23 protein-coding genes are annotated in these 25,602 nt (G+C 35.7%); 19 read left to right on the top strand and 4 right to left on the bottom strand.

Annotated features, from left to right (window positions below; genetic code table 11):
* Positions 1-47 precede the first annotated feature (47 nt).
* From oppB to GWI59_RS14495, 11 genes are all read left to right on the top strand, one after another.
* Positions 48-968, top strand: a complete 921-nt coding sequence (gene oppB / locus GWI59_RS14545; protein WP_023581988.1) for an oligopeptide ABC transporter permease OppB — start codon at positions 48-50, stop codon at positions 966-968.
* Between the two features lie 18 nt (positions 969-986).
* A complete protein-coding gene (gene oppC / locus GWI59_RS14540; protein ID WP_006536448.1) occupies positions 987-1,895 on the top strand; it encodes an oligopeptide ABC transporter permease OppC in 909 nt (302 codons plus the stop codon).
* Positions 1,896-1,905: 10 nt separating this feature from the next.
* Positions 1,906-2,892 carry an ABC transporter ATP-binding protein gene (locus tag GWI59_RS14535; protein ID WP_072064085.1) on the top strand — a complete coding sequence of 329 codons (987 nt, stop codon included), beginning with the start codon at positions 1,906-1,908 and terminating at the stop codon, positions 2,890-2,892.
* Positions 2,889-3,896 (top strand): murein tripeptide/oligopeptide ABC transporter ATP binding protein OppF, encoded by a 1,008-nt coding sequence (gene oppF, locus GWI59_RS14530; protein ID WP_161724987.1) that lies wholly within the window; start codon positions 2,889-2,891, stop codon positions 3,894-3,896. The genes GWI59_RS14535 and oppF overlap by 4 nt, the downstream gene beginning before the upstream one ends.
* 799 nt (positions 3,897-4,695) lie before the next feature.
* Positions 4,696-5,031: a helix-turn-helix domain-containing protein gene (locus GWI59_RS14525; RefSeq protein ID WP_072064083.1), complete on the top strand. Its 336-nt coding sequence runs from the start codon at positions 4,696-4,698 to the stop codon at positions 5,029-5,031.
* A gap of 265 nt (positions 5,032-5,296) precedes the next feature.
* A complete protein-coding gene (fimA, locus tag GWI59_RS14520) occupies positions 5,297-5,857 on the top strand; it encodes a type 1 fimbrial major subunit FimA (RefSeq protein WP_072064082.1) in 561 nt (186 codons plus the stop codon).
* Positions 5,858-5,922: 65 nt separating this feature from the next.
* Positions 5,923-6,465, top strand: a complete 543-nt coding sequence (locus GWI59_RS14515) for a fimbrial protein (protein WP_109847355.1) — start codon at positions 5,923-5,925, stop codon at positions 6,463-6,465.
* 24 nt (positions 6,466-6,489) lie between these two features.
* Positions 6,490-7,182 carry a fimbria/pilus periplasmic chaperone gene (locus GWI59_RS14510; protein WP_006536456.1) on the top strand — a complete coding sequence of 231 codons (693 nt, stop codon included), beginning with the start codon at positions 6,490-6,492 and terminating at the stop codon, positions 7,180-7,182.
* Between the two features lie 33 nt (positions 7,183-7,215).
* A complete protein-coding gene (locus tag GWI59_RS14505) occupies positions 7,216-9,807 on the top strand; it encodes a fimbrial biogenesis usher protein (protein ID WP_109847356.1) in 2,592 nt (863 codons plus the stop codon).
* A gap of 18 nt (positions 9,808-9,825) precedes the next feature.
* Entirely contained in the window at positions 9,826-10,821 is a 996-nt protein-coding gene (locus GWI59_RS14500) for a fimbrial protein (protein WP_109847357.1), read from the top strand.
* A 19-nt stretch (positions 10,822-10,840) separates the two neighbouring features.
* The gene (locus tag GWI59_RS14495; RefSeq protein ID WP_006536465.1) at positions 10,841-11,398 is read left to right on the top strand and encodes a fimbrial protein; all 558 of its coding nucleotides are present in this window, start codon (positions 10,841-10,843) and stop codon (positions 11,396-11,398) included.
* 68 nt (positions 11,399-11,466) lie between these two features.
* Here the strand turns inward: GWI59_RS14495 and GWI59_RS14490 are convergent, their stop codons facing one another.
* Positions 11,467-12,624, bottom strand: a complete 1,158-nt coding sequence (locus GWI59_RS14490; RefSeq protein WP_109847358.1) for a pyridoxal phosphate-dependent aminotransferase — start codon at positions 12,622-12,624, stop codon at positions 11,467-11,469.
* Positions 12,625-12,846: 222 nt separating this feature from the next.
* Positions 12,847-14,883, bottom strand: coding sequence for a choline transporter (locus tag GWI59_RS14485; protein WP_109847359.1), 2,037 nt, complete (start codon positions 14,881-14,883; stop codon positions 12,847-12,849).
* A gap of 210 nt (positions 14,884-15,093) precedes the next feature.
* Here GWI59_RS14485 and betI point away from each other — a divergent pair, with 210 nt between their 5' ends.
* From betI to GWI59_RS14445, 8 genes are all read left to right on the top strand, one after another.
* Positions 15,094-15,696 (top strand): transcriptional regulator BetI, encoded by a 603-nt coding sequence (gene betI / locus GWI59_RS14480; RefSeq protein WP_006536469.1) that lies wholly within the window; start codon positions 15,094-15,096, stop codon positions 15,694-15,696.
* Positions 15,697-15,720: 24 nt separating this feature from the next.
* A complete protein-coding gene (betB, locus tag GWI59_RS14475; RefSeq protein WP_109847360.1) occupies positions 15,721-17,196 on the top strand; it encodes a betaine-aldehyde dehydrogenase in 1,476 nt (491 codons plus the stop codon).
* 39 nt (positions 17,197-17,235) lie between these two features.
* Positions 17,236-18,906 carry a choline dehydrogenase gene (gene betA / locus GWI59_RS14470; RefSeq protein WP_109847361.1) on the top strand — a complete coding sequence of 557 codons (1,671 nt, stop codon included), beginning with the start codon at positions 17,236-17,238 and terminating at the stop codon, positions 18,904-18,906.
* 373 nt (positions 18,907-19,279) lie between these two features.
* Positions 19,280-20,530 (top strand): cytosine permease, encoded by a 1,251-nt coding sequence (gene codB / locus GWI59_RS14465; RefSeq protein WP_072064072.1) that lies wholly within the window; start codon positions 19,280-19,282, stop codon positions 20,528-20,530.
* Positions 20,520-21,797: a cytosine deaminase gene (locus GWI59_RS14460; protein WP_006536476.1), complete on the top strand. Its 1,278-nt coding sequence runs from the start codon at positions 20,520-20,522 to the stop codon at positions 21,795-21,797. Before codB ends, GWI59_RS14460 begins: the two co-directional genes overlap by 11 nt.
* 320 nt (positions 21,798-22,117) lie before the next feature.
* Positions 22,118-22,870 (top strand): DUF3944 domain-containing protein, encoded by a 753-nt coding sequence (locus GWI59_RS14455; protein WP_161671610.1) that lies wholly within the window; start codon positions 22,118-22,120, stop codon positions 22,868-22,870.
* A 177-nt stretch (positions 22,871-23,047) separates the two neighbouring features.
* The gene (locus GWI59_RS14450; protein ID WP_036912865.1) at positions 23,048-23,266 is read left to right on the top strand and encodes a hypothetical protein; all 219 of its coding nucleotides are present in this window, start codon (positions 23,048-23,050) and stop codon (positions 23,264-23,266) included.
* Positions 23,267-23,268: 2 nt separating this feature from the next.
* Positions 23,269-23,613 (top strand): low molecular weight protein tyrosine phosphatase family protein, encoded by a 345-nt coding sequence (locus GWI59_RS14445; RefSeq protein WP_006536478.1) that lies wholly within the window; start codon positions 23,269-23,271, stop codon positions 23,611-23,613.
* 107 nt (positions 23,614-23,720) lie between these two features.
* On the opposite strand, the gene GWI59_RS14440 is transcribed toward GWI59_RS14445, so the two are convergent.
* Positions 23,721-24,185: an HIT family protein gene (locus GWI59_RS14440; protein ID WP_115065391.1), complete on the bottom strand. Its 465-nt coding sequence runs from the start codon at positions 24,183-24,185 to the stop codon at positions 23,721-23,723.
* Between the two features lie 212 nt (positions 24,186-24,397).
* Complete coding sequence (gene hemB, locus GWI59_RS14435; protein ID WP_072064069.1) at positions 24,398-25,375, bottom strand: porphobilinogen synthase; 978 nt, start codon at positions 25,373-25,375, stop codon at positions 24,398-24,400.
* Positions 25,376-25,602: the final 227 nt, after the last annotated feature.

Below are 25,602 nucleotides of genomic sequence, written 5' to 3'. Positions count from 1 at the left end.
TCTTTTTATCGTTACGCCTGAATAGGTTTGTATTATAGGAACGGGCAATGCTCAAATTTATTTTTCGTCGCTTTTTAGAAGCGATACCGACTCTATTTATTCTAATAACGATTTCGTTCTTTATGATGCGTTTAGCCCCGGGTAGTCCTTTTACGGGTGAAAGAAAACTCCCGCCTGAGGTTATGGCAAATATTGAAGCGAAATATCACTTAAATGATCCCATTTATAAGCAATACTTCGATTATTTAATTCAATTGTCGAAAGGGGATTTAGGGCCTTCTTTTAAATATAAAGACTACAGTGTAAACACCTTAGTCGGTAAAGCATTCCCTGTTTCAGCTAAATTAGGGCTGTCGGCATTTATTTTTGCTGTCATTTTAGGTGTGGGGGCAGGCGTGATAGCCGCACTGAATCAAAACACCAAATGGGATTATACCGTCATGACTTTTGCCATGACGGGAGTTGTAATACCGAGTTTTGTTGTCGCACCACTATTAGTGCTTATTTTTGCGATTACCTTAAGGTGGTTGCCGGCAGGGGGCTGGAATGGCGGAGCTGTGCAATATATGTTGTTGCCAATGATCGCACTGTCGCTTTCTTACATTGCTAGTATCTCGCGTATTACCCGTAGTTCAATGATTGAAGTATTACACTCAAACTTTATTAGAACGGCAAAAGCGAAAGGCTTGCCGATGAAAAGAATTGTACTGCGCCATGCTTTAAAACCCGCGTTGCTACCTGTTATCTCTTATATGGGGCCTGCATTTGTCGGTATTATTACGGGCTCAATGGTTATTGAAACCATCTTTGGATTGCCGGGTATCGGACAATTATTCGTTAATGGTGCTTTAAACCGAGATTATTCATTGGTATTAAGCTTAACCATTATCGTAGGTGCATTAACGATCTTCTTTAATGCCATTGTCGATATCTTATATGCCGTTATTGATCCGAAAATTCGTTATTAATAGACACTGGAGCACGTTATGTTATCACTGAAGGAAAACAGCGAAGCTCTGGGGAATTTCTCGGAGCAGCTAGATATTGAAGGTCGTAGTTTATGGCAAGATGCTCGTCGTCGTTTTATGCACAATAAAGCTGCGATCACGAGTCTTGTGTTACTTTTCTTTATTTTATTATTTGTTATTTTTGCCCCAATGTTATCGCCCTTTGTTTATGACGATACTGATTGGGAAATGATGTCGATGGCACCTGACTTTGCCTCTTCTCACTATTTTGGCACTGACTCATCAGGTCGTGACTTATTAGTACGGGTTGCGATTGGTGGTCGTATCTCATTAATGGTCGGTATCGCCGCCGCCTTTGTTGCTGTTATTGTTGGTACGCTGTATGGCGCAATGGCGGGTTATATTGGTGGGCGTGTTGATTCAATTATGATGCGTTTACTGGAAATATTAAACTCATTCCCATTTATGTTCTTTGTTATCTTACTGGTGACATTTTTCGGTCAAAATATCCTACTGATTTTCGTTGCGATTGGGATGGTATCTTGGCTCGATATGGCGCGTATTGTAAGAGGACAAACCTTAAGTCTAAAACGTAAAGAGTTTATTGAAGCTGCATTAGTTTGTGGTGTGTCATCACGCAATATCGTGTTAAGACATATCGTACCTAACGTACTCGGTGTGGTGGTGGTTTATGCCTCTTTATTAGTGCCTAGCATGATTTTATTTGAATCCTTCTTAAGCTTCTTAGGTTTAGGAACACAAGAGCCATTAAGTAGTTGGGGAGCACTATTAAGTGATGGTGCAAACTCAATGGAAGTTTCTCCTTGGTTGTTACTTTTCCCGGCTTCGTTCTTAGTTGTCACACTGTTTTGCTTTAACTTTATCGGTGATGGCTTACGTGACGCATTAGATCCGAAAGATCGTTAAGGAGAACAAAATGACAAATACAGCAAATAAGTCGTTATTAAGCGTTAAAGATCTCAGCGTCACTTTTGGTACCGCAGATGGTGATGTCACCGCAGTTAATAAACTCAATTTTGAATTAGCTGCAGGTGAAACTCTAGGCATTGTTGGTGAATCGGGTTCAGGTAAATCGCAAACAGCTTTCGCATTGATGGGATTATTAGCAAAAAATGGTCGTACAGCGGGTAGCGCAAACTTTAATGGTCGTGAGATCTTAAATCTTCGCCAAAGCGAATTAAATAAAATGCGTGCTGAAGAAATATCCATGATATTTCAAGATCCAATGACCTCATTAAATCCCTATATGAAAGTGGGCTCACAGCTTATTGAAGTCTTAATGCTTCATAAAGGTATGAGTAAAAATGATGCATATGCAGAATCTGTGCGTATGTTAGATGCCGTAAAAATGCCTGAAGCGCATAAACGAATGAGTATGTACCCTCATGAATTTTCAGGTGGGATGCGTCAACGTGTCATGATTGCAATGGCATTGCTGTGTAAGCCTAAACTATTAATTGCTGATGAGCCGACAACAGCGCTTGATGTGACGGTTCAAGCACAAATCATGACACTGTTAAATGAGCTTAAGAATGATTTAAACACCGCAATTATTATGATCACCCATGACTTAGGGGTTGTTGCAGGAATTTGCGATAAAGTATTGGTAATGTATGCAGGGCGCACGATGGAATATGGAAATGCACGTGATATTTTTTATCAACCATCACACCCTTATTCTATTGGGTTGCTACAAGCCGTTCCGCGTTTAGACGGTGAAGATGAGCGACTAGCGACCATTCCGGGTAATCCGCCGAACTTATTGCGTTTACCAAAAGGCTGTCCATTCCAACCTCGTTGCCAGTATGCAACAGAGCAATGCTTAACGAGTGAACCTCAATTAGAGCAATTTGCACAAGGGCGATTACGTGCCTGTTTTAAAGCGGTGGAGGAATTGGTATGACTCAAGCCATGTTACAAGATAGAAAAGTTATTCTCGAAGTGAATGACTTAAAAGTTTATTTCGATGTTCAAGATAATAAACAGTGGTTCTGGCAACCTAAAAAAAGCCTCAAAGCCGTTGATGGTGTCACGCTGCGTTTATATGAAGGTGAAACATTAGGGGTTGTTGGTGAATCTGGTTGTGGTAAATCGACATTTGCGCGGGCCATTATTGGGTTAGTCAAAGCCTCTGGTGGAACTGTCTCATGGTTAGGTAATGATTTACTGGGAATGGGGAATAAGCAATGGCGCGATATTCGCCAAGATATCCAGATGATATTCCAAGATCCGCTGGCTTCTCTAAACCCAAGAATGACGATTGGCGATATCATTGCTGAACCATTAAAAACTTATCACCCTAAAATGAAACAGGCTGAAGTTGTTGAAAAAGTCAAAGCAATGATGATGCGAGTCGGATTATTGCCAAACTTAATCAACCGTTATCCTCATGAATTCTCTGGTGGGCAATGTCAGCGTATCGGTATTGCTCGCGCGTTAATCCTAGAGCCTAAATTAGTGATTTGTGATGAACCCGTTTCAGCATTAGATGTATCAATTCAGGCTCAAGTGGTTAACTTGCTGAAAGATATTCAAAAAGAGATGGGATTATCTTTAATCTTTATTGCGCATGATTTGGCAGTGGTAAAGCATATTTCAGATCGTGTTTTGGTGATGTATTTAGGGCATGCGGTAGAATTAGGAACCTATGATGAAGTTTATCATCATCCACTACATCCTTATACTAAAGCGTTGATGTCAGCAGTCCCTATTCCTGATCCCGATAAAGAGCGTAATAAGCACATTGATTTATTAGAGGGGGAGTTGCCTTCTCCGATTAATCCACCATCAGGTTGTATTTTCCGTACACGTTGTCCTATGGCGGATGAAGAATGTGCAAAAACACGACCTTTATTAGAAGGAAGCTTCCGCCATGCCGTCTCTTGTTTAAAAGTCGATCCACTTTAATTTTTAATAAAATTATACTAATGGATAAAAAAAGTCTGAATTTATTCAGACTTTTTTTATCATAAAATATGAACGTCAATTCTATGTTGTTTAATAAGCAAAAAATATTTTATTAATACACCTTGTTTTAGTGCTTATCATTATTTTTTCAAAAAGCTTAAGAAGCCTAGTTTTATCATTAATATTCTAATTATAAACCAATTAAGTTGCTTATTTTTAATGTTAACCATATCTATTGTGTTTAGATATCTTAATATATTGAAAAAAATATTATTTTTTAATGAGTTAGGTGTGGTTTAAGTGAGACTTATACTTTCACTATTGTAATGAAATATTAATTAACACAAAGTTTGATTTTCATCAACAAAACTCAGCAGGAATTAGTTATATTTTACAATTAATAAGATTAGTTAATGCCTTCATCTCTTTAACTTAATTCAAAAGGATGAAAAAGACTGTTTTTTAGCTTTGTTTTTGTTTTTATTTTTAATTAAATATTAACCCCTCCAAAATTATCCTTTTATCATACAATGATAAGTGTTTACCTTTCCTATAAATGCAGAATATTATCTTTTATTTTGTCAAATAATCATTGTTTTTTAGACTTTATCACCTTACAAAAAAGATGATATAAATAAAATAAATTATTAACCTCCTGATATAAGGTGATTGAGTATATTTACTTACACTTATTTGGTGTTTTATTATGTGCATCTTAATTGGTTAGAAAATTTTGAATGTTTGATTTTATTAATCTTATATCGTAAATTAAATACAAATACATTTGGGGAAGATAATTTTGGAAATAAATGATTTCTCATTGAATTTTAAATATATTTCAGAAAGAAAGATATTTTGTCATTCGATAGGATATGAACTCTCTCTCTTACGACAACGTAATTTTATGACGGGGGCTGAACTAGGAAAAATATTAAATATTTCTCAACAACAGATATCTCGTTATGAACGAGGTATAAATAAAATACCTGTAGATATATTATTTTATATACTAAATATATTTGATATTTCAATTAGTGATTTTTTTGATCGAGTAAGAAATAGAGTAATTACACTAAAGTATAAAATAAAATATGATACTGATAATAACATTCCTTTTTTTAAAAATGTTATTTAATATATTTTTGATTTTTTAATTTATATAGATATACCAATATTACACTTTTAATAAGGATTTAAATTAAATCCTATTTATGTAATATCGACATGTCTATTGAGTTATTGTTACTTGATACTTTATTTTAATATCCATATCTTAATTTTATATTTAGATATGGAAATCCATTATTAATATTTCTCTTTAATATGAGTTTTATTGCCTTGAGTATATTTTGAAGTGAAGATGTTGTTTATATTTACCTGTAATATAAAAGGAAAAGTCAATGCTTAAAAGAAAAATGCTAGTTAAAACCGTATTAGCTGTATCAGTTTTATCACTGAGTAGTATTGCTTCGGCGGCTACTATTGTTAATGGTGGTAAAATTAATTTTACGGGGCAAATAGTAAATGCTGCATGTGCTGTTAGTGCAAAGTCAATGAATCAAACTATCAATATTGGTCAATATCGAACAGCTCAATTTGATAGTGTTGGTAAAACTGTTGGAAACACTGATTTTTCGATTGATTTAGAAGCGTGTGATACTACAGTTGCAAAAAATGCCTCAGCATCATTTTCAGGTGTTAGTGATTCAAATGACAAAACAGTATTAGCTGTCAGTAATATTACAACTGGTGGCGCAGGCGCAGCCACAGGTGTTGGTATTGAGATTACAGACCATACGGGTAAAATTTTATCACCAGATGGTTCTGTGTTCTCTACCGCTAAACAGTTAATCGACGGAGCTAATACTTTGAATTTTGTTGCCCGCTATAAATCAACATTAGATACAGTAACACCGGGTCAGGCTGATGCCAATGTGACTTTTAGAATGCAATATGAATAAGTCTAATTAGTTTATTGAGAAGTATGGCCTAATAATAAAGGCCATACTTTTATATCGAGGCAAATATGAAATATAGTTTAATATATTCTATTGCACTGTTTTTTTCTATTTCATTTACAACATATTCTATAGAAAGGAATAAAACATTTTTAGATGATGGTATTGTTTATTTTAGGGGAGGTATTGTTGAACCAGCATGTACAGTATCTCCAGAAAGTAAAAATCAGATTGTTGATTTAGGTATTATTAGTAGTAATCAATTTAATGGTGTAGGAAGTCATTCAATAAAGCTCCCTTTTTTTATTAAATTAATGAATTGTAATAAAAATATGGCTGATAAAGTCAGTTTATATATTTTAGGTGATGTCAATAGTATAGATAAACGATTATTTAATATTACAGAAAAACAAAATTCAGCTTCAGGTGTTGGTGTTGCACTATTTAATTCTGAAGATGAGATGATAATTCCAAATAATATTAATAAATATAAGTTTATTAAAGAAAATGAGTTAAAAATAGAATTTAAAGCAAGCTATTTAGCAACAAAAGAAACGGTTATTGGCGGTAAGGCCGATAGTGTTGTGTGGTTTGTTTTTAGTTATCACTAATTAAACCTGTTACTCGAGGCTCATATGTATTTAATATATAGAAACTATATTATTTTATTTTTTCTCTTTTGTTTTTCTTCATTCTCTTATGCTGGAGGTGTAGCATTGGCTGCAACTCGAATTATATATCCAATGGATGCTAAACAGACATCAATTACTATTAATAATACAGATAAAAAATTACGTTTTTTAATTCAGTCGTGGATTGATGATAACGATGATAAAAAAACAAATGAATTTATTGTGACTCCACCTCTTTTTGTAAGTAAGCCTGAAAGTGAAAATAAATTAAGAATTATATATGCAGGAAAAATTTTACCTACTGATAGAGAAAGTTTATTTTGGCTAAATATGAAAGCAATACCTGAAATTGAAAGAGAAGAAATTAAAGATAAAAATATATTGCAATTGGCCGTGTTATCTAGAATAAAAATATTTGTTAGGCCACAAGGCTTGGTATTTAGAACTGAAGATGTTCCTAGTAGTATTGAATTTATACCTTCAGGGAAAAATTTAACAATAAAAAATCCAACACCATATTATGCAACCTTAATTAATATAAAAGTCGGAGAAGAAAAGTTGAATAGTACTATGGTGCCGCCTAAAGGATCTATAGAAATAAAAGTCAATAATCCTAGCTATAATCAAATATCTTATCAAACTATTAATGATTATGGTGCCAGTACGCCAATAATAATAAAAAAGGTTAGTAAATAATACTACAAGATTAATTAATGATAAGGTTTTATTATGTTAAAATCTAAGACTATAATTTTTAATCTCTATTTCGTTTTAGGATCTTTTTATTCTAGCATTAGTTATGCAGATAGCTTTTTTAATCCTAATTTGATATCGAGCATTGATAGTGAAGTTGCAGATTTATCACGCTTTGATAAAGGTGAAGGCCAGCCAGAAGGAATCTATTCAGTCGAAATTTATGTCAATAATGAATATATTGAAACTAAAAGTATTCCCTTTTATGAAAATAATAAATCATCTGATGGAACAGGGTTGCTACCTTGTTTAAACAATAAAGAATTAAAAAATATAGGTGTGAGTTTAAATGATGATAGTAAAAAAATTAATAGTAAAGAGTGTATTGATATATTAGATGAGATTGAAAAGTCAAATATTAGATTTGATTTTGAAAGTCAAAAGTTATTTTTAAGTATTCCACAAGTAATGTTTAAAAATAATGTTCGTGGCTATATTCCTCCAGAAAAATGGGATAATGGTATTAATGCCTTTTTGTTAAATTATAATTTTACAGGAAGAAATAGTAAAAATTTCAAAGATAATATTAATAATAATAATTACTTTTTAAATCTAAACCCTGGTATTAATGTAGGATCATGGCGACTACGTAATGAAAGCACATGGATGTACGCTAGTGGTGAAAATAACCAGAATAAATGGCGTAATATAAGAACATATGTACAAAAACCGATAATTCCATTAAAAGCAGAGCTGACAGTGGGTGATTCATTTTCTAGCGGTATCATTTTTGATAGCCTTGGTTTTAGAGGTGCTAAACTAGAATCTGATGATAATATGCTACCTGATAGTATGAGAGGATTTGCTCCTACAATTAAAGGGATTGCAAATAGCAATGCGATTGTTACTGTTAAACAAAATGGCTTTGTTATCTACCAAATTTCTGTTCCTCCTGGTGCATTCGAAATAAAAGATCTTTATGCAACATCAAGCAGTGGTAATTTAGATGTGGTAATTAAAGAGAATAATGGAGAAATTACTCAATTTGTTGTGCCTTATTCAAATGTTCCTATTTTGCAACGTGAAGGACGCCTTAAATATGAGTTTATTGGAGGGGAATTTAGAAGTGGGTCTGATTTTCAGGATAAACCTAATTTTGGGCAATTAAATTTAATTTATGGTTTGCCTTATAACTTAACCCTCTATGGGGGAAGTCAATTTTCGAATAACTATCAAGCTTATGCTATTGGTCTAGGTGGAAATTTAGGAAATTTAGGTGCGATATCAGCAGATGTTATTCAAGCAAATAGTATTTTACCAAATGATGAACATAAAAAAGGACAATCATTTCGTCTACTTTATGCGAAGTCAATTAATAGCACAGGGACAAACTTTCAAATTATGGGGTATCGATATTCGACTCAAGGATATTATACGTTAAATGAAGTTAGTTACAATAAAATGGAAGGACGTGAAATTATCACTTCTGATGGAATAATAAGGGATAATGAAAGTTTATCTAACTATTATAATTTAAATTATTCTAAAAAAGGACGTTTTCAAGTTAATATAAATCAGCAAGTGACGGATAACAGTTCTTTATATTTATTGGGTTCTTATCAAAATTATTGGCGAACAACAGAAACAGAACAATTATGGCAAATTGGTTATAATGGAAATATAAAGCAAATTAATTATAGCTTGAATTTTTCTAAATCTAAATCGCCAGGTATGAGTGGAGATAATAAAAATATTGCATTTAATATTTCTATTCCTATTAATGATCTTTTTAATCAAAATAGAGTTAATGATTTAAACGCTAGTCGAAATAGTATGTATGCCGTTTATTCTATGAATAGAAGTAATGACAATGTATGGGTTCAACAAGCTGGATTAACAGGAACATTACTTGAGGATAATAATTTAAATTATAATATCCAACAAGGGTATGCTCATAACGGTGGTGGTTACTCTGGAATGGTTTATGCTAACTATAAAGGAAAGTATGCTAATCTGGGGAGCGGATATAATTATAATAACGATTGGCATGAATTAAATTATAATTTAAATGGTGGTGTTGTTGCACATTCTGGTGGAATTACTTTAAGCCAGCCTTTAGGTGATACAAATATTCTTATTAAAGCAAATGATGCTAATAACATTAGAGTTGAGAATGCTAATGGTATATTAACTAATAATAAAGGATATGCCGTTCTACCTTATGCATCTATTTATAAGAATAATCGTGTTTCTTTGGATATAAATTCATTAGGTGAAAATATTGAATTAGAAAATGCAATTATGAATGTTATTCCTACTAAAGGAGCATTAGTGCAGGCTAATTTTAAAACCAATATCGGTTATCGAGCAATAGTAAATTTAAAGAAAAAAAATGGTGCGATTATCCCATTTGGTGCAATGGTTATTGACGAATCGCGTTCTGTAAGTGGTATTGTTGGTGATAACGGGAATGTCTTTATTTCTGGATTAGCACCTATAGGGAAATTAAAAGCTAAGTGGGGAAGAATGGAAGACCAACAATGTACATTTGATTATGAAATTAACGATAAATCATCTAAAGAAAAAGGGATTTATTTTATCTCTTCTACTTGTCAATCTGATAAATAGCAACTGAATGGGTTTTTTATGATGAGAATATTATTATTTACGATAATAGCCATTGCTTCAAATAGTGCTATTGCTGTTAACTGCATCAGTGGTTGTAATGCTAATGAAATTTCAACACTCAGCGGACAGTTAACAAAGAATGAAAATAAAGTAGGGGTCACTAAAGATGCTTCTGATATTAATTTAACAAATCGAACAACATTAAGGTGGAATGCCGGTCAAGGACAAACTTGGGCAACATATTCTAATGGTAATATTCCTACAGCTAACACCAGTAATAATGATTGGGTATACTCAAGAATAGATGACTATATATCTGTGGCTTTAAGGATGACAAATAATTGTAGAACAATTTATGTTCCTTATAATGTACCAACTTTAAGTTCTACTTGTGGTCCTCGTTCTTATACAGAAGGTGAAGAAGGGGTTGTTTCTACACGAAAATATCAGACACGAATAAAAATAGATAAAGCGATTATTTCAGGTACTTATGTAAATAATATTTTTGTCGGTGAATTTGGATTCTGCCAACCACAAAATTGCGCAACAAAACAAGCGGTGATCACTAAGTTATTTTTAAATCTTTCGATATCTGTACCACAATCTTGTGTGATTAATTCGGGTCAAGTGTTAAATATTGATTTTGATAATATTCCTGCATCAAGTTTTAAAGAAGCGGGGAAAAAAGCGGAAGGAGTAAATACAATTTCGCGTAATTTAAATATTCAATGTGACAATATAGAGGCCAGTGCAGATTTGACAATGCGTTTACAAGCCGATTCTGTATACGGTAATGCAATTGTTTCTAATAATAAAAGTGTTGGATTTATTATTGCGAACGCTAACGGTACGGAGTTAACCCCTAACGATTTATCCAGTTTTATTCCTTTTAAACTAAATGGAAATTCTGACTCTAATGTTACTATTAATGTGTATCCTGTCAGTATTGATGGAAAAACACCAGCAGAAGGTTCCGTGACATCTAGTGGTTTCTTAAGAGTCGATTTCCCTTAAATTTATATAGGCTCACATCATGAATGAGTTATTTTATAGTAACAAAATAATGCGCTCTTTATTATGGATACTATTTTTATTGATAGGGTGTTCAATATTTCTAGTTCAAGACGCAAAAGCTGAATTGGCAAATACCAATATTGTTATAAAAGCAAATATTGTTGCAAATACATGTAGAGTAAGTCCTGAATCAATGAATAAATTCGTAGATTTAGGTGTGTGGGGAACGAAAGACTTTCAGCAAAACAAAACAACAGAACCGATAAAGTTTACGCTTAACTTAACGGATTGTAGTGTATTTACGACGGGAGTGAAAGTGACCTTTAAAGGGGATACTGATAATCAAGATAATACACTATTTAAATTGTCAGAAAATGACTCTGCAAAAAATGTTGGGATCGCAATTTTAGATAAAAATAAAGATAAGGTATTACCAGGTGAAAGTAGTGTTATTTATCCAGTAGGAACAATCAATAATATTGCTCTTGATTTTTATGCGCAATATGTATCAACAGGGTCGTCTGTTGTCAGTGGTAGTGCAAATGGCGAAGTTTTGTTTTCTTTAGAATATCTTTAAATTATAAAGGGAACGTTTTAGTTCCCTTTATATATAAACTATTATGAGTGAATTTGAATAAAATAAAATCAAATCCAGCCTTTAGTTCGAAACTCTTTTAAGGTTGCGACGAAATAGCTCATCTCTTCGGGTGTGCCTAAAGTTAAACGGCTCCAACCCAAAGCAGGTGGAAATTCACGACCCACCATAATATTCGCGTCTTTCATTCTATTTTGATAGGTTTTTACATCGCCTTTAACTTTATGAAATATAAAGTTTGCATGAGAAGGTGCGTATTCAATATTCAGCTCTTTTAAGGCATCAACGACTATCTGACGTGAAACATCAATCGATTTACGACTATATTCCACATAAGCTTTATCTTTTAGTGAGGCTAATGCGGCAACTGCACCTGCAGTATTAGTATTATCAATAGAAACAAAGGAATCAATTTGTGAGATTACTTCTGGGACAGCAACGCCATAACCTACACGTAACCCAGCTAAGGCATAAATTTTTGAGAAAGTACGGGCGACAATCAGATTTTTATATCCTGCAGCAACTAACGAAATTGCACTGATAAATTCAGGTGTTGAAACAAACTCAGCGTAAGCTTCATCAATAATAAAAAAGACATTCTCTTTTGCTGATTTTACCCAGTTCGATAATTCTGCACTAGGGGTTAACATTGCTGTTGGATTATTCGGATTGCATAAATAGACCATACTGATACCGTCAAATTCTTGCGCTTTTTTCTGCATGGTTGTTAAATCGAAAGCTAGAGTATTATCAACGGGTACTTTAACGATTTTTACACCTAAAGGTTCAGCATAAAGCTCGGCATAGTTAAATGTCGGGTCAGGAACAATAAGTTGAACTGCTTTACCTTCTTTTTGTGCTTTGTTTGCCACAAATTGTACGGCTGCTTGAATTGTCTCAGATGAGCCATTTCCTAAGGTAATATGTTTATCTGAAAGTTTAAATTCTTTCCCTAATTCGCTAATTAATGCGCTACGTGCATCATCTGGATATCTGAAAGCATTGGGTAAAGCATCGATAATAGCCTGTTTCGCTTTTTGCGACATGCCAAGTGAATTTTCATTAAAATTGAGTAGTAACGGATTTTCTGCATTAAATACCAATTTATTTTTCAATGGTTCATTGGCATAAGCAGAGCTAACAAAGGAACTTAACGAAAGCCCCCCAATCACTAGGCTGGATGATGTTAAGAATGAACGACGATTCATGTGATGTTTTCCCAAGTAAATTATTCTATGTTTTATTAGTTCACATAGATTACTAAAAAGAAAACCAAAGTAAATAGTTATGTAATAAAAATAATTAAATATTCACTTTTTTCTTGCGTGGTTCTTTGGAAAACATTGTCTAACACGGTTCAATATCAATATAATAAAAAAGGGAAATCGTTTATCAGATTTCCCTTAGATATTAATGGCTATTTATAGCTTTTATTCAGGAAAAGTTAGTGTCGATCCGGGTGCTTCACGACTAAGATGAATAAAGTTCAGGTGTTTTTCATATTGGTCTAAAATATCTGTAATAATTTGCTCTTTGGTGTAATCCATTAAGTCATTACCTTGTGTACCTTCCCATAAATAGGTCTCTAAACGGTAATAGTCTGATTTACCTCGACGAGCACGATAAGTAAATGCAGGTACTGAGTATTTCTGTGGCCAAATTTGATAAATAAAATTTTGCTCTTGGCCAAGATCGACCACAAGTTCTAAATGATGTAAGCGTTCATTATCTTCGATTGGGTAATAATTGAATTCAACTTTCGCTCCACGTAATAAAAGTTCTTTAGCCACATCTTGCATTGCTGGCATACAGGTTAAATCTAACATGCGTTGTGTATAGGTGGTTCCTGGGAAATTCATAACCCGCCCTAAACGCTGTTTCCAATTCATCGTCGTATTACCATAAAGTGGTGCCGGCGCATTGGTATTTAGCGAACTAACTCGTCTGAAATCTTCAACTTTTAATGACTTATAAAGTCCGGCCATAATAAAGAAAATAACAAAGCTAAAGGGCAATCCCATTATTATTGTCGTGTTTTGTAAGGCAGAAATACCATCTGCCATTAACATACCTAACGTTAATAAACCAATAGCAATAGACCAGAAAATGCGAAGCCAATTGGGTGCATCGTTATTAACATGGCTTAATTGAGAGGTGAAATTGCCTAATACTAATGAACCAGAGTCGGCAGAAGTGACATAAAATAATAATCCCGTCATTGTGGCGACAGAAGCCGTTAAACCAAAACCGGGATAGAGTTCTAATAAAGAATAGAATCCTTTTTCGGGGGCTTCTAATACGGTTTGTGCGAGTGCTTTATTGCCATGGATCACTTCATATAAAGCGCTATTACCAAAAATGGATAACCATAACAGTGTAAAAACAAAGGGAATAATTAAAGTACCTATGACGAATTGTCGAATTGTTCGTCCTCTTGAAATACGTGCTAAAAAGAGTCCAACAAAAGGTGACCATGCAACCCACCAAGCCCAGAAAAACAGTGTCCAGCTATTCATCCAATCTGTTGGTCTATCAAATGCAAAACTATTTAATGTCATGCTTAAAAAACGATTAGTGTAATCACCGACATTTAATACCAGTGCATTTAATAAAAACTCAGTATCCCCCGCAAATAAGATAAATAAAATAAGCCCCAATGCGAGTAATACGTTCAGTTCAGATAAAATCCTGATCCCTTTATTAACGCCCGATGTTGCCGAAATAACGGCCATAATAACGGACAATAGAATTAATCCGCCTTGGACGCCTAATCCTTGGGGCAAATCAAAAAGAACTTTTAAGCCATAATTAAGTTGTACAACACCAATACCTAACGTTGTTGCGATACCAAAAATGGTGCCTAACACCGCAGCAATATCAACTGTATGACCAATTGGGCCATAAATACGATTTCCAAAGATAGGATAAAGTGCAGAGCGTATGGTTAATGGCAAATTGTAACGATAGCTAAAATAACCTAGTGCGATACCAATAAGTGCATACATAGACCAGCCCGTCAGGCCATAGTGGAATAAAGTCCACACCATCGACTGACGGGCTGCTTCTATTGTTTCACCTTCGCCGGTTGGCGGTAACATATATTGTGTAATCGGCTCTGCTACAGAGAAAAACATCAAATCAATCCCAATACCGGCTGCAAATAACATCGCAGACCAACTTAAAACACTAAATTCAGGTTTCGATTGTTCAGGTCCTAATTTGATATTTCCAAAACGAGATGTGGCAACAAAAATAACAAAAACAATGTATAACGTGGCTGCCAATAGATAGTACCAACCAAAGGTTTTTGATACCCATCCCAGTGTTGCCACAATCCATGTATTTGCTGTTTCTGTCATCAAAATAGTGAAGAAAGAAAACGCTAAAATCAGCGTTGCTGAAGCGAAAAAAACGACAGAATTTAGCTTGTCTTTCTGTGGTTTTTTTGTGCTGTTAAGAGTTGTCATCAGAAATTCCAAAAAATTTATTTATCTAAAAGTTAAAAGTTGCATTCTTTGTTAACTAATTGAATTAGTTGCAAAGATTCAAATTTTCACAATATCCTCCCATATAGAAATGTAAATTAATTGTGATAAACAATAGTTAATATTGATTGAATGTTCAATTAAAAAAACGTTTAATGACTATGTTCAATGTATTTTTTAGGTCTTTAAAACATGCCGAAGATAGGAATGCAGTCGATACGTAAACAGCAATTAATCCAAGCGACGTTAGCAGTTATTAATGAGGTTGGAATGCAAGAGGCGAGCATCGCATTGATAGCTCGAAAAGCCGGTGTTTCTAACGGCATTATTAGCCACTACTTTCGTGATAAAAATGGATTGTTGGAAGCTGCTATGCGCCATATCCAGTATCAATTGGGTTTTGCGGTGGCGATACGTTTAAGAATGTTAAGCGATGCAACACCTAAGCGACGTATCCAAGCCATTGTTGAAGGTAACTTTGATACTACGCAAACCAGTGAAGCTGCCATGAAAACATGGCTAGCGTTTTGGGCGAGTAGTATGCATCAGCCTAATTTGAATCGTCTACAAAAGGTCAATGATAGAAGACTTTATTCCAATTTAAGTTACGAGTTTGGGCGTGTTCTTACTAAAGATCAAGCACGTTTGGCTGCGAAAGGTTTAGCCGCATTAATAGATGGTTTATGGCTACGAAGTGCATTAAGTAATGCACCATTTTCTCTTGAAGAGGCCAAAACCATTACTAATGAATATATCGATATGCAACTTACAAATCGGAGTCAAATAAAGACTTAAAAAACTAATAATAAAGGAGAAACTATGCCAAACCCACCGTTACATAAACTTTATATTCATGGTGGATATGTCGATTGTGCAGAGCCAGAGTGTGAACAATTTGATGCGATTAATCCTGCTAATGGCGAAGTGATTGCACATTTACAATCTGCAAGTGAAGAAGATATCAATTGGGCCGTCGAGAGTGCGAAGCAAGGGCAAAAAATTTGGCGTGCAATGACCGCGATGGAACGCTCTCGAATTTTACGACGGGCTGTTGATATTTTACGTGAACGTAATGATGAATTGGCTTATTTAGAAACCCTAGATACAGGCAAACCCCTATCTGAAACACGTTATGTCGATATTGTGACGGGCGCTGATGTTTTAGAGTATTACGCAGGTCTTATTCCTGCACTTGAAGGAGAGCAAATTCCACTAAGAGAAACGGCTTTTGCTTATACTCGCCGTGAACCATTGGGAATTGTTGCTGGTATCGGTGCTTGGAATTATCCGATTCAAATAGCGTTGTGGAAGTCTGCACCTGCACTTGCCGCAGGTAATGCCATGATCTTTAAACCAAGTGAGATGACTTCATTAACAGCATTAAAACTTGCCGAAATATACACTGAGGCAGGATTGCCAAAGGGCGTTTTTAATGTTGTTACAGGAAAAGCTAATGTGGGACAGTGGTTAACACAGCATCCTGATATCGCGAAAGTTTCTTTCACTGGTGGAATTGAAACGGGTAAAAAGGTAATGGCAAATGCTTCTGCTTCAAGTTTAAAAGAAGTAACCATGGAGCTTGGTGGAAAATCGCCTTTAATTATTTTTGATGATGCAGATTTAGATACCGCCGCTGATATTGCGATGATGGCGAATTTTTATAGTTCGGGGCAGGTGTGTACCAATGGCACTCGTGTTTTTGTTCCCGAAAGATTAAAGGCTGCATTTGAAGCGAAAATTATAGAGCGCGTATCACGTATTAGGATCGGCTCTCCTCTTGAGATGGACACCAATTTTGGTCCACTGGTCAGTTTTCCTCATCTTGAAAAAGTCTTGAATTATATTGAGTTAGGCAAAGCTCAAGGGGCAAGATTACTTTGTGGTGGTCACCGTTTGTTAGAAAGCAATTTTGCGCAAGGTGCTTATGTTGCACCGACGGTTTTCACTGATTGCACTGATGATATGAAAATTACGCAAGACGAAATATTTGGCCCAGTGATGAGTATTTTGAGTTATCAAACTGAAGATGAAGTGATTTCACGCGCAAATAATAGCGTTTATGGTTTAGCCGCAGGTCTTGTCACTAAAGATTTCACAACAGCTCATCGTGTTATTCACCAATTGGAAGCTGGAATTTGTTGGATTAATACATGGGGCGAGTCTCCAGCAGAAATGCCAGTTGGTGGCTATAAACATTCTGGGGTGGGGCGCGAAAATGGCCTAGTTACATTACAAAATTACACGCAAATAAAATCTATTCAAGTTGAACTTGGGGAGTTTTCATCCGTTTTTTAATCCATTCTTTTTTTAATGACTGAAACAGAGGAGATAACAATGGTCTATGACTACATTATTATCGGTGCTGGTTCAGCCGGTAACGTTCTTGCTACCCGCTTGACAGAAGATCCTGAAGTTACTGTGCTGCTCCTTGAAGCTGGAGGTCCGGACTACAGGTTCGATTTTCGTACACAAATGCCAGCGGCATTAGCTTATCCGTTACAAGGTAGGCGATATAATTGGGCTTATGAAACAGAGCCTGAACCTTATATGAATAACCGACGCATGGAATGTGGTCGTGGGAAAGGGCTTGGTGGATCATCATTAATTAATGGTATGTGTTATATCCGTGGTAATGCGATGGACTTTGATGGTTGGGCAAAACTCCCCGGCCTTGAAGAGTGGGATTACTTAAGTTGTTTACCTTATTTTCGTAAGGCAGAAAGTCGCGATATTGGTGCCAATGATTATCATGGTGATAAAGGCCCTGTAAGTGTGACTACGCCGAAAAAAGGCAATAATATCTTATTTCAAGCAATGATTGAGGCGGGTGTACAAGCAGGATACCCAAGAACGATTGATCTTAACGGCTATCAGCAAGAGGGTTTTGGCCCGATGGATAGAACCGTCACACCTAAAGGCCGTCGAGCAAGCACAGCAAGAGGCTATCTTGATCAAGCGAAAGCACGCAAAAACTTAACGATCGAGACACATGCAACGACCGATATTATTGAGTTTGAAGGCAAAAAAGCCGTAGGCGTTCGCTATTTTTTAGGGAGAAATACCACTCCTCACCATGTAAAAGTTCGCCGAGAAGTATTGCTTTGCGCTGGTGCAATTGCTTCGCCCCAAATTTTGCAACGTTCTGGTGTTGGGCCTGAAAAAGTACTAAATGAATTTAATATTCAACCAGTACATGTATTACCTGGAGTTGGGGAAAATCTGCAAGATCACTTAGAAATGTATTTGCAGTATGAATGTAAAAGGCCTGTTTCACTTTATCCTGCTTTAAAATGGTATAACCAGCCTAAGATTGGTGCGCAATGGCTATTTCAAGGAACAGGGATTGGGGCAAGCAATCAATTTGAAGCGGGAGGGTTTATTCGCTCTAGCGAAAAGTTTGCCTGGCCTAATATTCAATTCCATTTTTTACCTGTTGCCATTAATTATAATGGCACCAATGCGGTAGAAGTACATGGTTTCCAAGCGCATGTGGGCTCTATGCGTTCACCCAGTCGAGGGCGAGTAAAATTAGCATCTATAGATCCTCATCAACATCCCAATATTTTATTTAATTACATGTCCACAGAACAAGATTGGGAAGAGTTTCGTTCAGCTATCCGTATCACGCGAGAAATAATGGCACAACCGGCATTAGATGCTTATCGTGGTGAAGAAATTAGTCCAGGCAAACATATCCAAAGTGATGAAGAGCTTGATGCTTTTGTTAGAGAACGTGCTGAAACAGCATTTCATCCTTGTGGCACGTGTAAAATGGGAACAGATGAAATGGCTGTTGTTGATGGTGAAGGTCGAGTACACGGCATGGAAAACTTAAGAGTTATTGATGCATCTATCATGCCACTAATAATCACTGGGAATTTGAATGCGACTACAATTATGATTGCAGAAAAGTTAGCTGATAAGGTGAGAGGGATTAAACCTTTACCTAAAAGTCAGGCAAAATACTATGTTGCAGATAATACTCCGGTGAGAAGACGAAATTAAGCAAGTTATTTACAATATGCAAAAGGGGGATAAAAGTTCCTCTTTTGTGCGTTTATCAATAATTCCTTTTTATTGTTTTCAATTTAAATAAGAAATATTTATGTAATTTGAGGTTTTCGAGAGAGGGAATGTGATTAATCTTTATCATAAATATTCCTAAATAAAATTACTTGATAAGTCGTATTCGAAATAACGAGATAAATTCAAGTAAAACAACGATTGTTCTGCCATTTCTGTGACGAATATCAACTCTCCATAAGTGAAGCATTCCATTAATTATAATAAACAGACGACGAAAACGTTTGCATAATATTTTTATGTAGATAGAATTCGTCAGATTTTTTTGGCCTGGTGAAATTAATAGGGGGTTAAAGTGTCTCAGGACAACAATTATAGTCAGGGCCCAGTGCCCATATCCGCAAGAAAGGGTGGATTAGCGTTAACCTTTGTGATGTTGGGATTAACGTTTTTTTCAGCCAGTATGTGGACTGGCGGCGCTCTTGGTACTGGTCTTTCCTTTAATGATTTCTTCCTCGCAGTTCTAATTGGTAATCTTCTTCTTGGTATCTACACCGCATTTCTTGGTTTTATTGGTTCAAAAACAGGTCTTACTACTCATCTTCTCGCGCGTTACTCTTTCGGTATTAAAGGTTCTTGGCTTCCCTCATTTTTACTCGGTGGTACTCAAGTTGGTTGGTTCGGTGTGGGTGTGGCAATGTTTGCCATCCCGGTAGGAAAAGCCACTGGTATTGATATCAATCTCCTCATCGCCGTTTCCGGCATTTTAATGACCATCACTGTATTTTTCGGCATTTCCGCTCTCACCGTTCTCTCTATCATTGCTGTTCCCGCTATTGCTATCCTTGGAAGTTACTCTGTTTATCTTGCTATACATGATATGGGCGGGCTTTCTACGTTAATGGCTGTTAAACCTACTCAGCCATTAGATTTTAATTTAGCGCTGGCGATGGTTGTCGGATCGTTTATTAGTGCGGGTACACTGACGGCTGATTTTGTCCGCTTTGGACGAAACCCTAAAGTCGCAGTGGTTGTTGCAATTGTCGCCTTCTTCTTAGGCAATACATTGATGTTTGTCTTTGGCGCAGCAGGCGCCGCTTCACTGGGAATGGCAGATATTTCTGATGTGATGATTGCGCAAGGATTATTGCTGCCGGCTATCGTGGTGCTAGGTTTAAATATCTGGACAACCAATGATAATGCGTTATATGCATCAGGATTAGGCTTTGCCAATATCACTGGTTTATCAAGTAAAAAGCTTTCTGTAATAAACGGTATCATTGGTACGCTGTGTGCATTATGGCTTTATAATAACTTTGTTGGTTGGCTTACCTTTTTATCTGCAGCAATTCCACCAGTAGGAGGTGTTATTATTGCAGATTATCTGATGAATAAAGCACGCTATAACAGCTTTAATGTTGCTACAATGCAATCGGTTAACTGGGTTGCGTTACTCGCTGTTGCAATTGGTATTATCGCAGGGCACTGGTTACCGGGTATTGTGCCTGTTAATGCCGTGTTGGGGGGAGCAATAAGTTATGCTGTGTTAAACCCTATATTAAATCGTCGTACAGCTCGACAAGCGGAGATAAATCATGCTGGGTAAAAATATCGAACAAATTAACCATGCTCGTCTAGTTGGAAAAGAAGGTTTGTGGCGCATTACGCTAAAAAATAACAAAATTGAAGCGATAGAGCCTCAGCCTGAAAATAATTTTCATCTTGAGTCATTAGATGCGCAAGGTGGTTTAGTTCACGCTCCTTTTGTTGAACCTCATATTCATTTAGATACTACACAAACTGCGGGGCAGCCGAATTGGAATCAATCAGGTACGTTATTTGAAGGTATCGAGCGCTGGGCAGAGCGAAAAGCATTGTTAACTCATGATGATGTTAAACAACGTGCATGGCAAACGCTTCAATGGCAAATTGCTAATGGTATTCAACATGTTAGAACTCATGTGGATGTTTCGGATGCATCGCTCACCGCATTAAAAGCAATGCTGGAAGTGAAAGAAGAAATTAAACCTTGGGTTGATTTACAAATCGTTGCTTTTCCACAAGAAGGTATTTTGTCTTACCCTAATGGTGAAGCTTTATTAGAAGAAGCATTAAAATTAGGTGCTGATGTTGTAGGTGCTATTCCACACTTTGAATTTACGCGTGAATATGGTGTTGAATCATTGCATAAAACCTTCGCATTAGCACAAAAATATGATCGTTTAATTGATGTTCATTGTGATGAAATTGATGATGAGCAATCTCGCTTCGTTGAAACCGTTGCCGCTTTAGCACATAAAGAAAATATGGGCTCAAGAGTTACTGCAAGTCATACAACCGCAATGCACTCTTATAATGGGGCCTATACTTCGCGCTTATTCCGTTTATTAAGAATGTCAGGCATTAACTTTGTGGCGAATCCTTTAGTGAATATTCACTTGCAGGGGCGTTTTGATACATATCCAAAACGTCGTGGTATTACTCGCGTAAAAGAGATGCTAGAAAGTAATATTAACGTCTGCTTTGGTCATGATGATGTTTTTGATCCGTGGTATCCATTAGGTACAGCAAATATGCTTCAAGTTTTACATATGGGGCTGCATGTTTGCCAATTAATGGGTTATGGTCAAATTGATAACGGATTACAGTTAATTAGCCACAACAGTGCAAAAACACTCGCTTTAACAGATTATGGTGTTGAAGTAGGAAATAGTGCAAACTTTATCATTCTACCCGCTGATAATGGATTTGATGCTTTACGTCGCCAAGTACCAGTGCGTTATTCCGTTCGTCAAGGTAAAGTGATCGCACAAACAGAGCCAGCAAAAACAGAAATTATGTTAGATAAGCCGACACTAGTTAATTATAAATAATAACCCAATAATTGTAGTAAAAGTCATCTTTATTTAGGATGACTTTTTTATATAAGTAAATTAATAAATTGAATAATAAATAGACATGTAATGCTTAATTATTTTATGTTTTTTTTATTTGTATTATTTAACTTAAAAATCAATATTTACCTTATGGTTGTGAAATGCAATTCCTAAACGCAAATAAATATATTTAAATTATTATTATCTCATGTTTGGTGTTGTATATAAAACAAGAAGATATTTAATCTATTTAGTTTGCTATAAAATCTATTTAAATAATCTTATTGATAAAACATAATAAAAGGAGATAGATGTTTATGGCATATCGTTATGATGAAGATCTGGTTTTTCTCTCAGAATGTTCAAATGAAGAATTGAATGATCTTGTTTATTTATTAACACATGATAAAGATGGCGAAAAGCGTTGGACAGAAGAGTTAACAAATAATTCTAATTATAAAGCATTTTATCCTAATCATAGTTTATATTGGGAAGAAATCGCTGCTGAAATACAATGTTTTGGCGGTAATACTTTTGCTACCATGTTTAGAGGGGGAAAAGGTGTTTTATATCGAGAAGTATTAACTGATGTCTGTAATAAATTAAAAGTTAACTATAATAAAAACTCTACTATTGAGATTATTGAAAATAATCTTTTGATGAAAATAGTAACAGATGCACTTAGCTCGATGACACCAGAACAAATTAAGCAATTAGGTGGAGAATTAGGTGTAAAAAATACATCTGGCCTAACAGCACAAACACTAACAGCTGGTTTTCAGGCAATATTTAGAGCTGGTGGATTTAAGTCGTATCAATTAACGGCGATCATTGTAAACCAAATAATGAAAGCTTTAATTGGTAGAGGATTAAGTTTTGCTGCGAATGGCACATTAATGAGAACAATGTCAATCTTAGCGGGGCCTGTTGGTTGGGCTATTACAGGAATATGGACAGCAATTGATATTGGTAGTGCTGCTTATCGCGTAACAATTCCTGCCGTAATTCAAGTCGCATTTTTAAGAACACAATCTTCTGCTAAATTAGCGAATGAGATCAGTTTTGATTAAGAAATAATGAGTTTTTCAGTTAGAACAATAAATCTATAATACTCTTTGTTTTCTTATTTCAATATTTATTGAATGAAAATGAATCATTGCAGATTTACCTAATTCAATTAAAATAAGACGCTGTTAGATCCTCTCCGTATTACTGCGGCTGCTATCCCTTTAATCTGAGAGGTTTTTATGTCTACACAAAGAGATCGTGGTTGGCGCCAATGTGTTAACCGAAAAAATAAACATCAAGAAATGGGTTGTTCACGAGTGATGTTTAAACCAGAAAAAAAATGGTCTAATTTATATACTCGATCACTTAAAATGACCAGAGCTGCACAACTAGGAATTGAATACCCAAGAATTTCTCGTAGTCAGCGTCGATTAAATGCGTTATCTGATAGTGAGTAATAATGAATATCTTATTTATTTGCAGTAAAAACCAATGGCGAAGCCCGACTGCTGAACTATTGTTTGCAGATAGAGAAGGGATTAATACACTTTCAGCGGGTACGCGCAAAGATGCGCAATGTGTTGTTGATAACGAATTGCTAAAATGGGCTGATTTAGTCCTTACTATGGAATCTAAACATTTAAATCGCTTATCTGCACATTTTCCTGCAACCATGCGCTATAAAAAAGCCCATGCATTGGGAATACCTGATAATTATCGCTTTAATGATCCGGCATTAATTGAACGCCTTGAACAGAAAGTTCAGCCTTATTTATCGATGGAAGCAAAGCTTTCAACTAAATAATTTATTTATCTTGATCAAAAACGCTCAGTTCAAAATATAAGACTGAGCGTTTTTTTATATTTGAAAGCCTTGGGTATAAAAAATAAGTTAAATTTTATTTGTTGTATTTATTGATTATTTTTTCTGATCAAGGCGGCTAATTGTGCAAGTTCTTCATCACTCGCTCGTTCAAAATCGTGAGATGAAAGATAACCTGGATATTTATCAAAGAAAATCTTCTGCTTATTTTCAATGGGTGCCCATTTAGTCATATCACCAGTGCCATGCATTGGACTAAGTTTACTGTGAACATGATCAACACCAAATCCTTCAAAAAACATGCCTGTACGGGAAACATCAGGGAATGTTTTATCTAAGATTTTTGCCACTTTTTTTGTGGCAATCACTAATAAAGCTAAGGCTTCATCACTAAGATCAAAAGCGTAACTTGGATAGTGTTTTTTAGGAATAACAACAGTAAAGCCTTTGGTGTTTGGAAATATAGACAGAAATGCAAGGTGGTGTTCGTCTTCCCAAATTTTATGGCAAGGTGCCTTTCCAGCAACGATTTGACAGAAAATACAATTATCCATAGTAACCTCATAGCCAAAAATGAGCTGATATCTCAGCAAAATTAATGTTGAAAAGATAGCCCTATGTGTAATTTATTTCAAAATCAAACTAAATAATGACAAGAAAATCAAAATGATAAGAATAAAGGCAATAGGCAAAAGAAAGAGGATATTACAAAGGAAAACCCTTAGCGAGTCATTTAACTTACTAAGGGTTTGTCATACTTGGCGAATTACAGTAGGTTTCTTTCAGCTAAATCAAGTGCAAAGTAAGACAGAATTAAATCTGCTCCTGCACGTTTAATTGAACCTAAAGTTTCCATTACCACACGATCTTCATCGATTGCACCCGCTAATGCCGCAAATTTAATTTGCGCATATTCACCGCTGATTTGATAAGCGGCTAAAGGTAACAAAGTACGTTCACGCACATCGCGAATAATATCTAAATAAGCACCCGCTGGTTTTACCATCAGCATATCAGCGCCTTCTTGCTCATCAATTAATGATTCACGGATCGCTTCACGGCGGTTCATTGGATTCATTTGGTAAGTTTTACGATCACCTATTAAGCGGGAGCCTGCTGCATCACGGAAAGGGCCATATAATGCGGAGGCAAATTTGGTCGAATAAGAGACAATGCCTGTGTCGCTAAATCCTGCTTTATCAAGCGCTGCGCGAATGGCTGCGACTTGGCCATCCATTGCCGCAGATGGCGCGATAAAATCGGCACCAGCTTGTGCTGCTGCAACAGCTTGAAGACCTAAATTATAGATAGTTTCATCATTATCAACATGTTCACCATGTAAAACGCCACAGTGACCATGTGAAGTGTATTCACAAAAACAGGTATCAGACATGACAATCATTTCTGGTACTGCATCTTTACAAATACGAGACATGCGAGAAACTAAGCCATCACTTTTCCAAGCATCACTCCCAGTTTCATCAAGATGATGGGATACCCCAAAAGTCATGACAGTTTTAATGCCAGCTTTGGCAATGCGTTCAATTTCATAAGCAAGACGCTTTTCAGGAATACGAACCACTCCCGGCATACTTTTAATAGGCTGATAATCATCAAGCCCTTCTTCAACAAAAATAGGCAAAGCGAGATCATTTTTAGTTAAGGTTGTTTCTTGAAAGAGAGCGCGCAGGTTTTCTGACTGGCGTAGTCTTCTTAAACGCTGGATGGATTGTTCGTTGCTCACAATATCTCCTTTTTATGGCCAGTACTAACAAGTATTTACCGAGGTATTATAAACCTTAATATTGATAGATAGATACTGCATAATTGATAATCGTTATACTTCAAGTTGTAGTGTTATGATTATTCTTATTCACTTGCCGCCTAGCTATACCTTGAATTATCTAGAATATGGAAAGTTAGTTATAGAGAAAAAAGAGAAAGGAAAAATAAAAGGGAAGAAAAATAAGT

The organism is Proteus sp. G2673, from assembly GCF_009915125.1.
GTDB classification, from domain to species: Bacteria; Pseudomonadota; Gammaproteobacteria; order Enterobacterales; family Enterobacteriaceae; genus Proteus; species Proteus penneri.
Note: the sequence above shows the minus strand (reverse complement) of the source record. Positions and strands in the feature narration are given on the sequence as shown.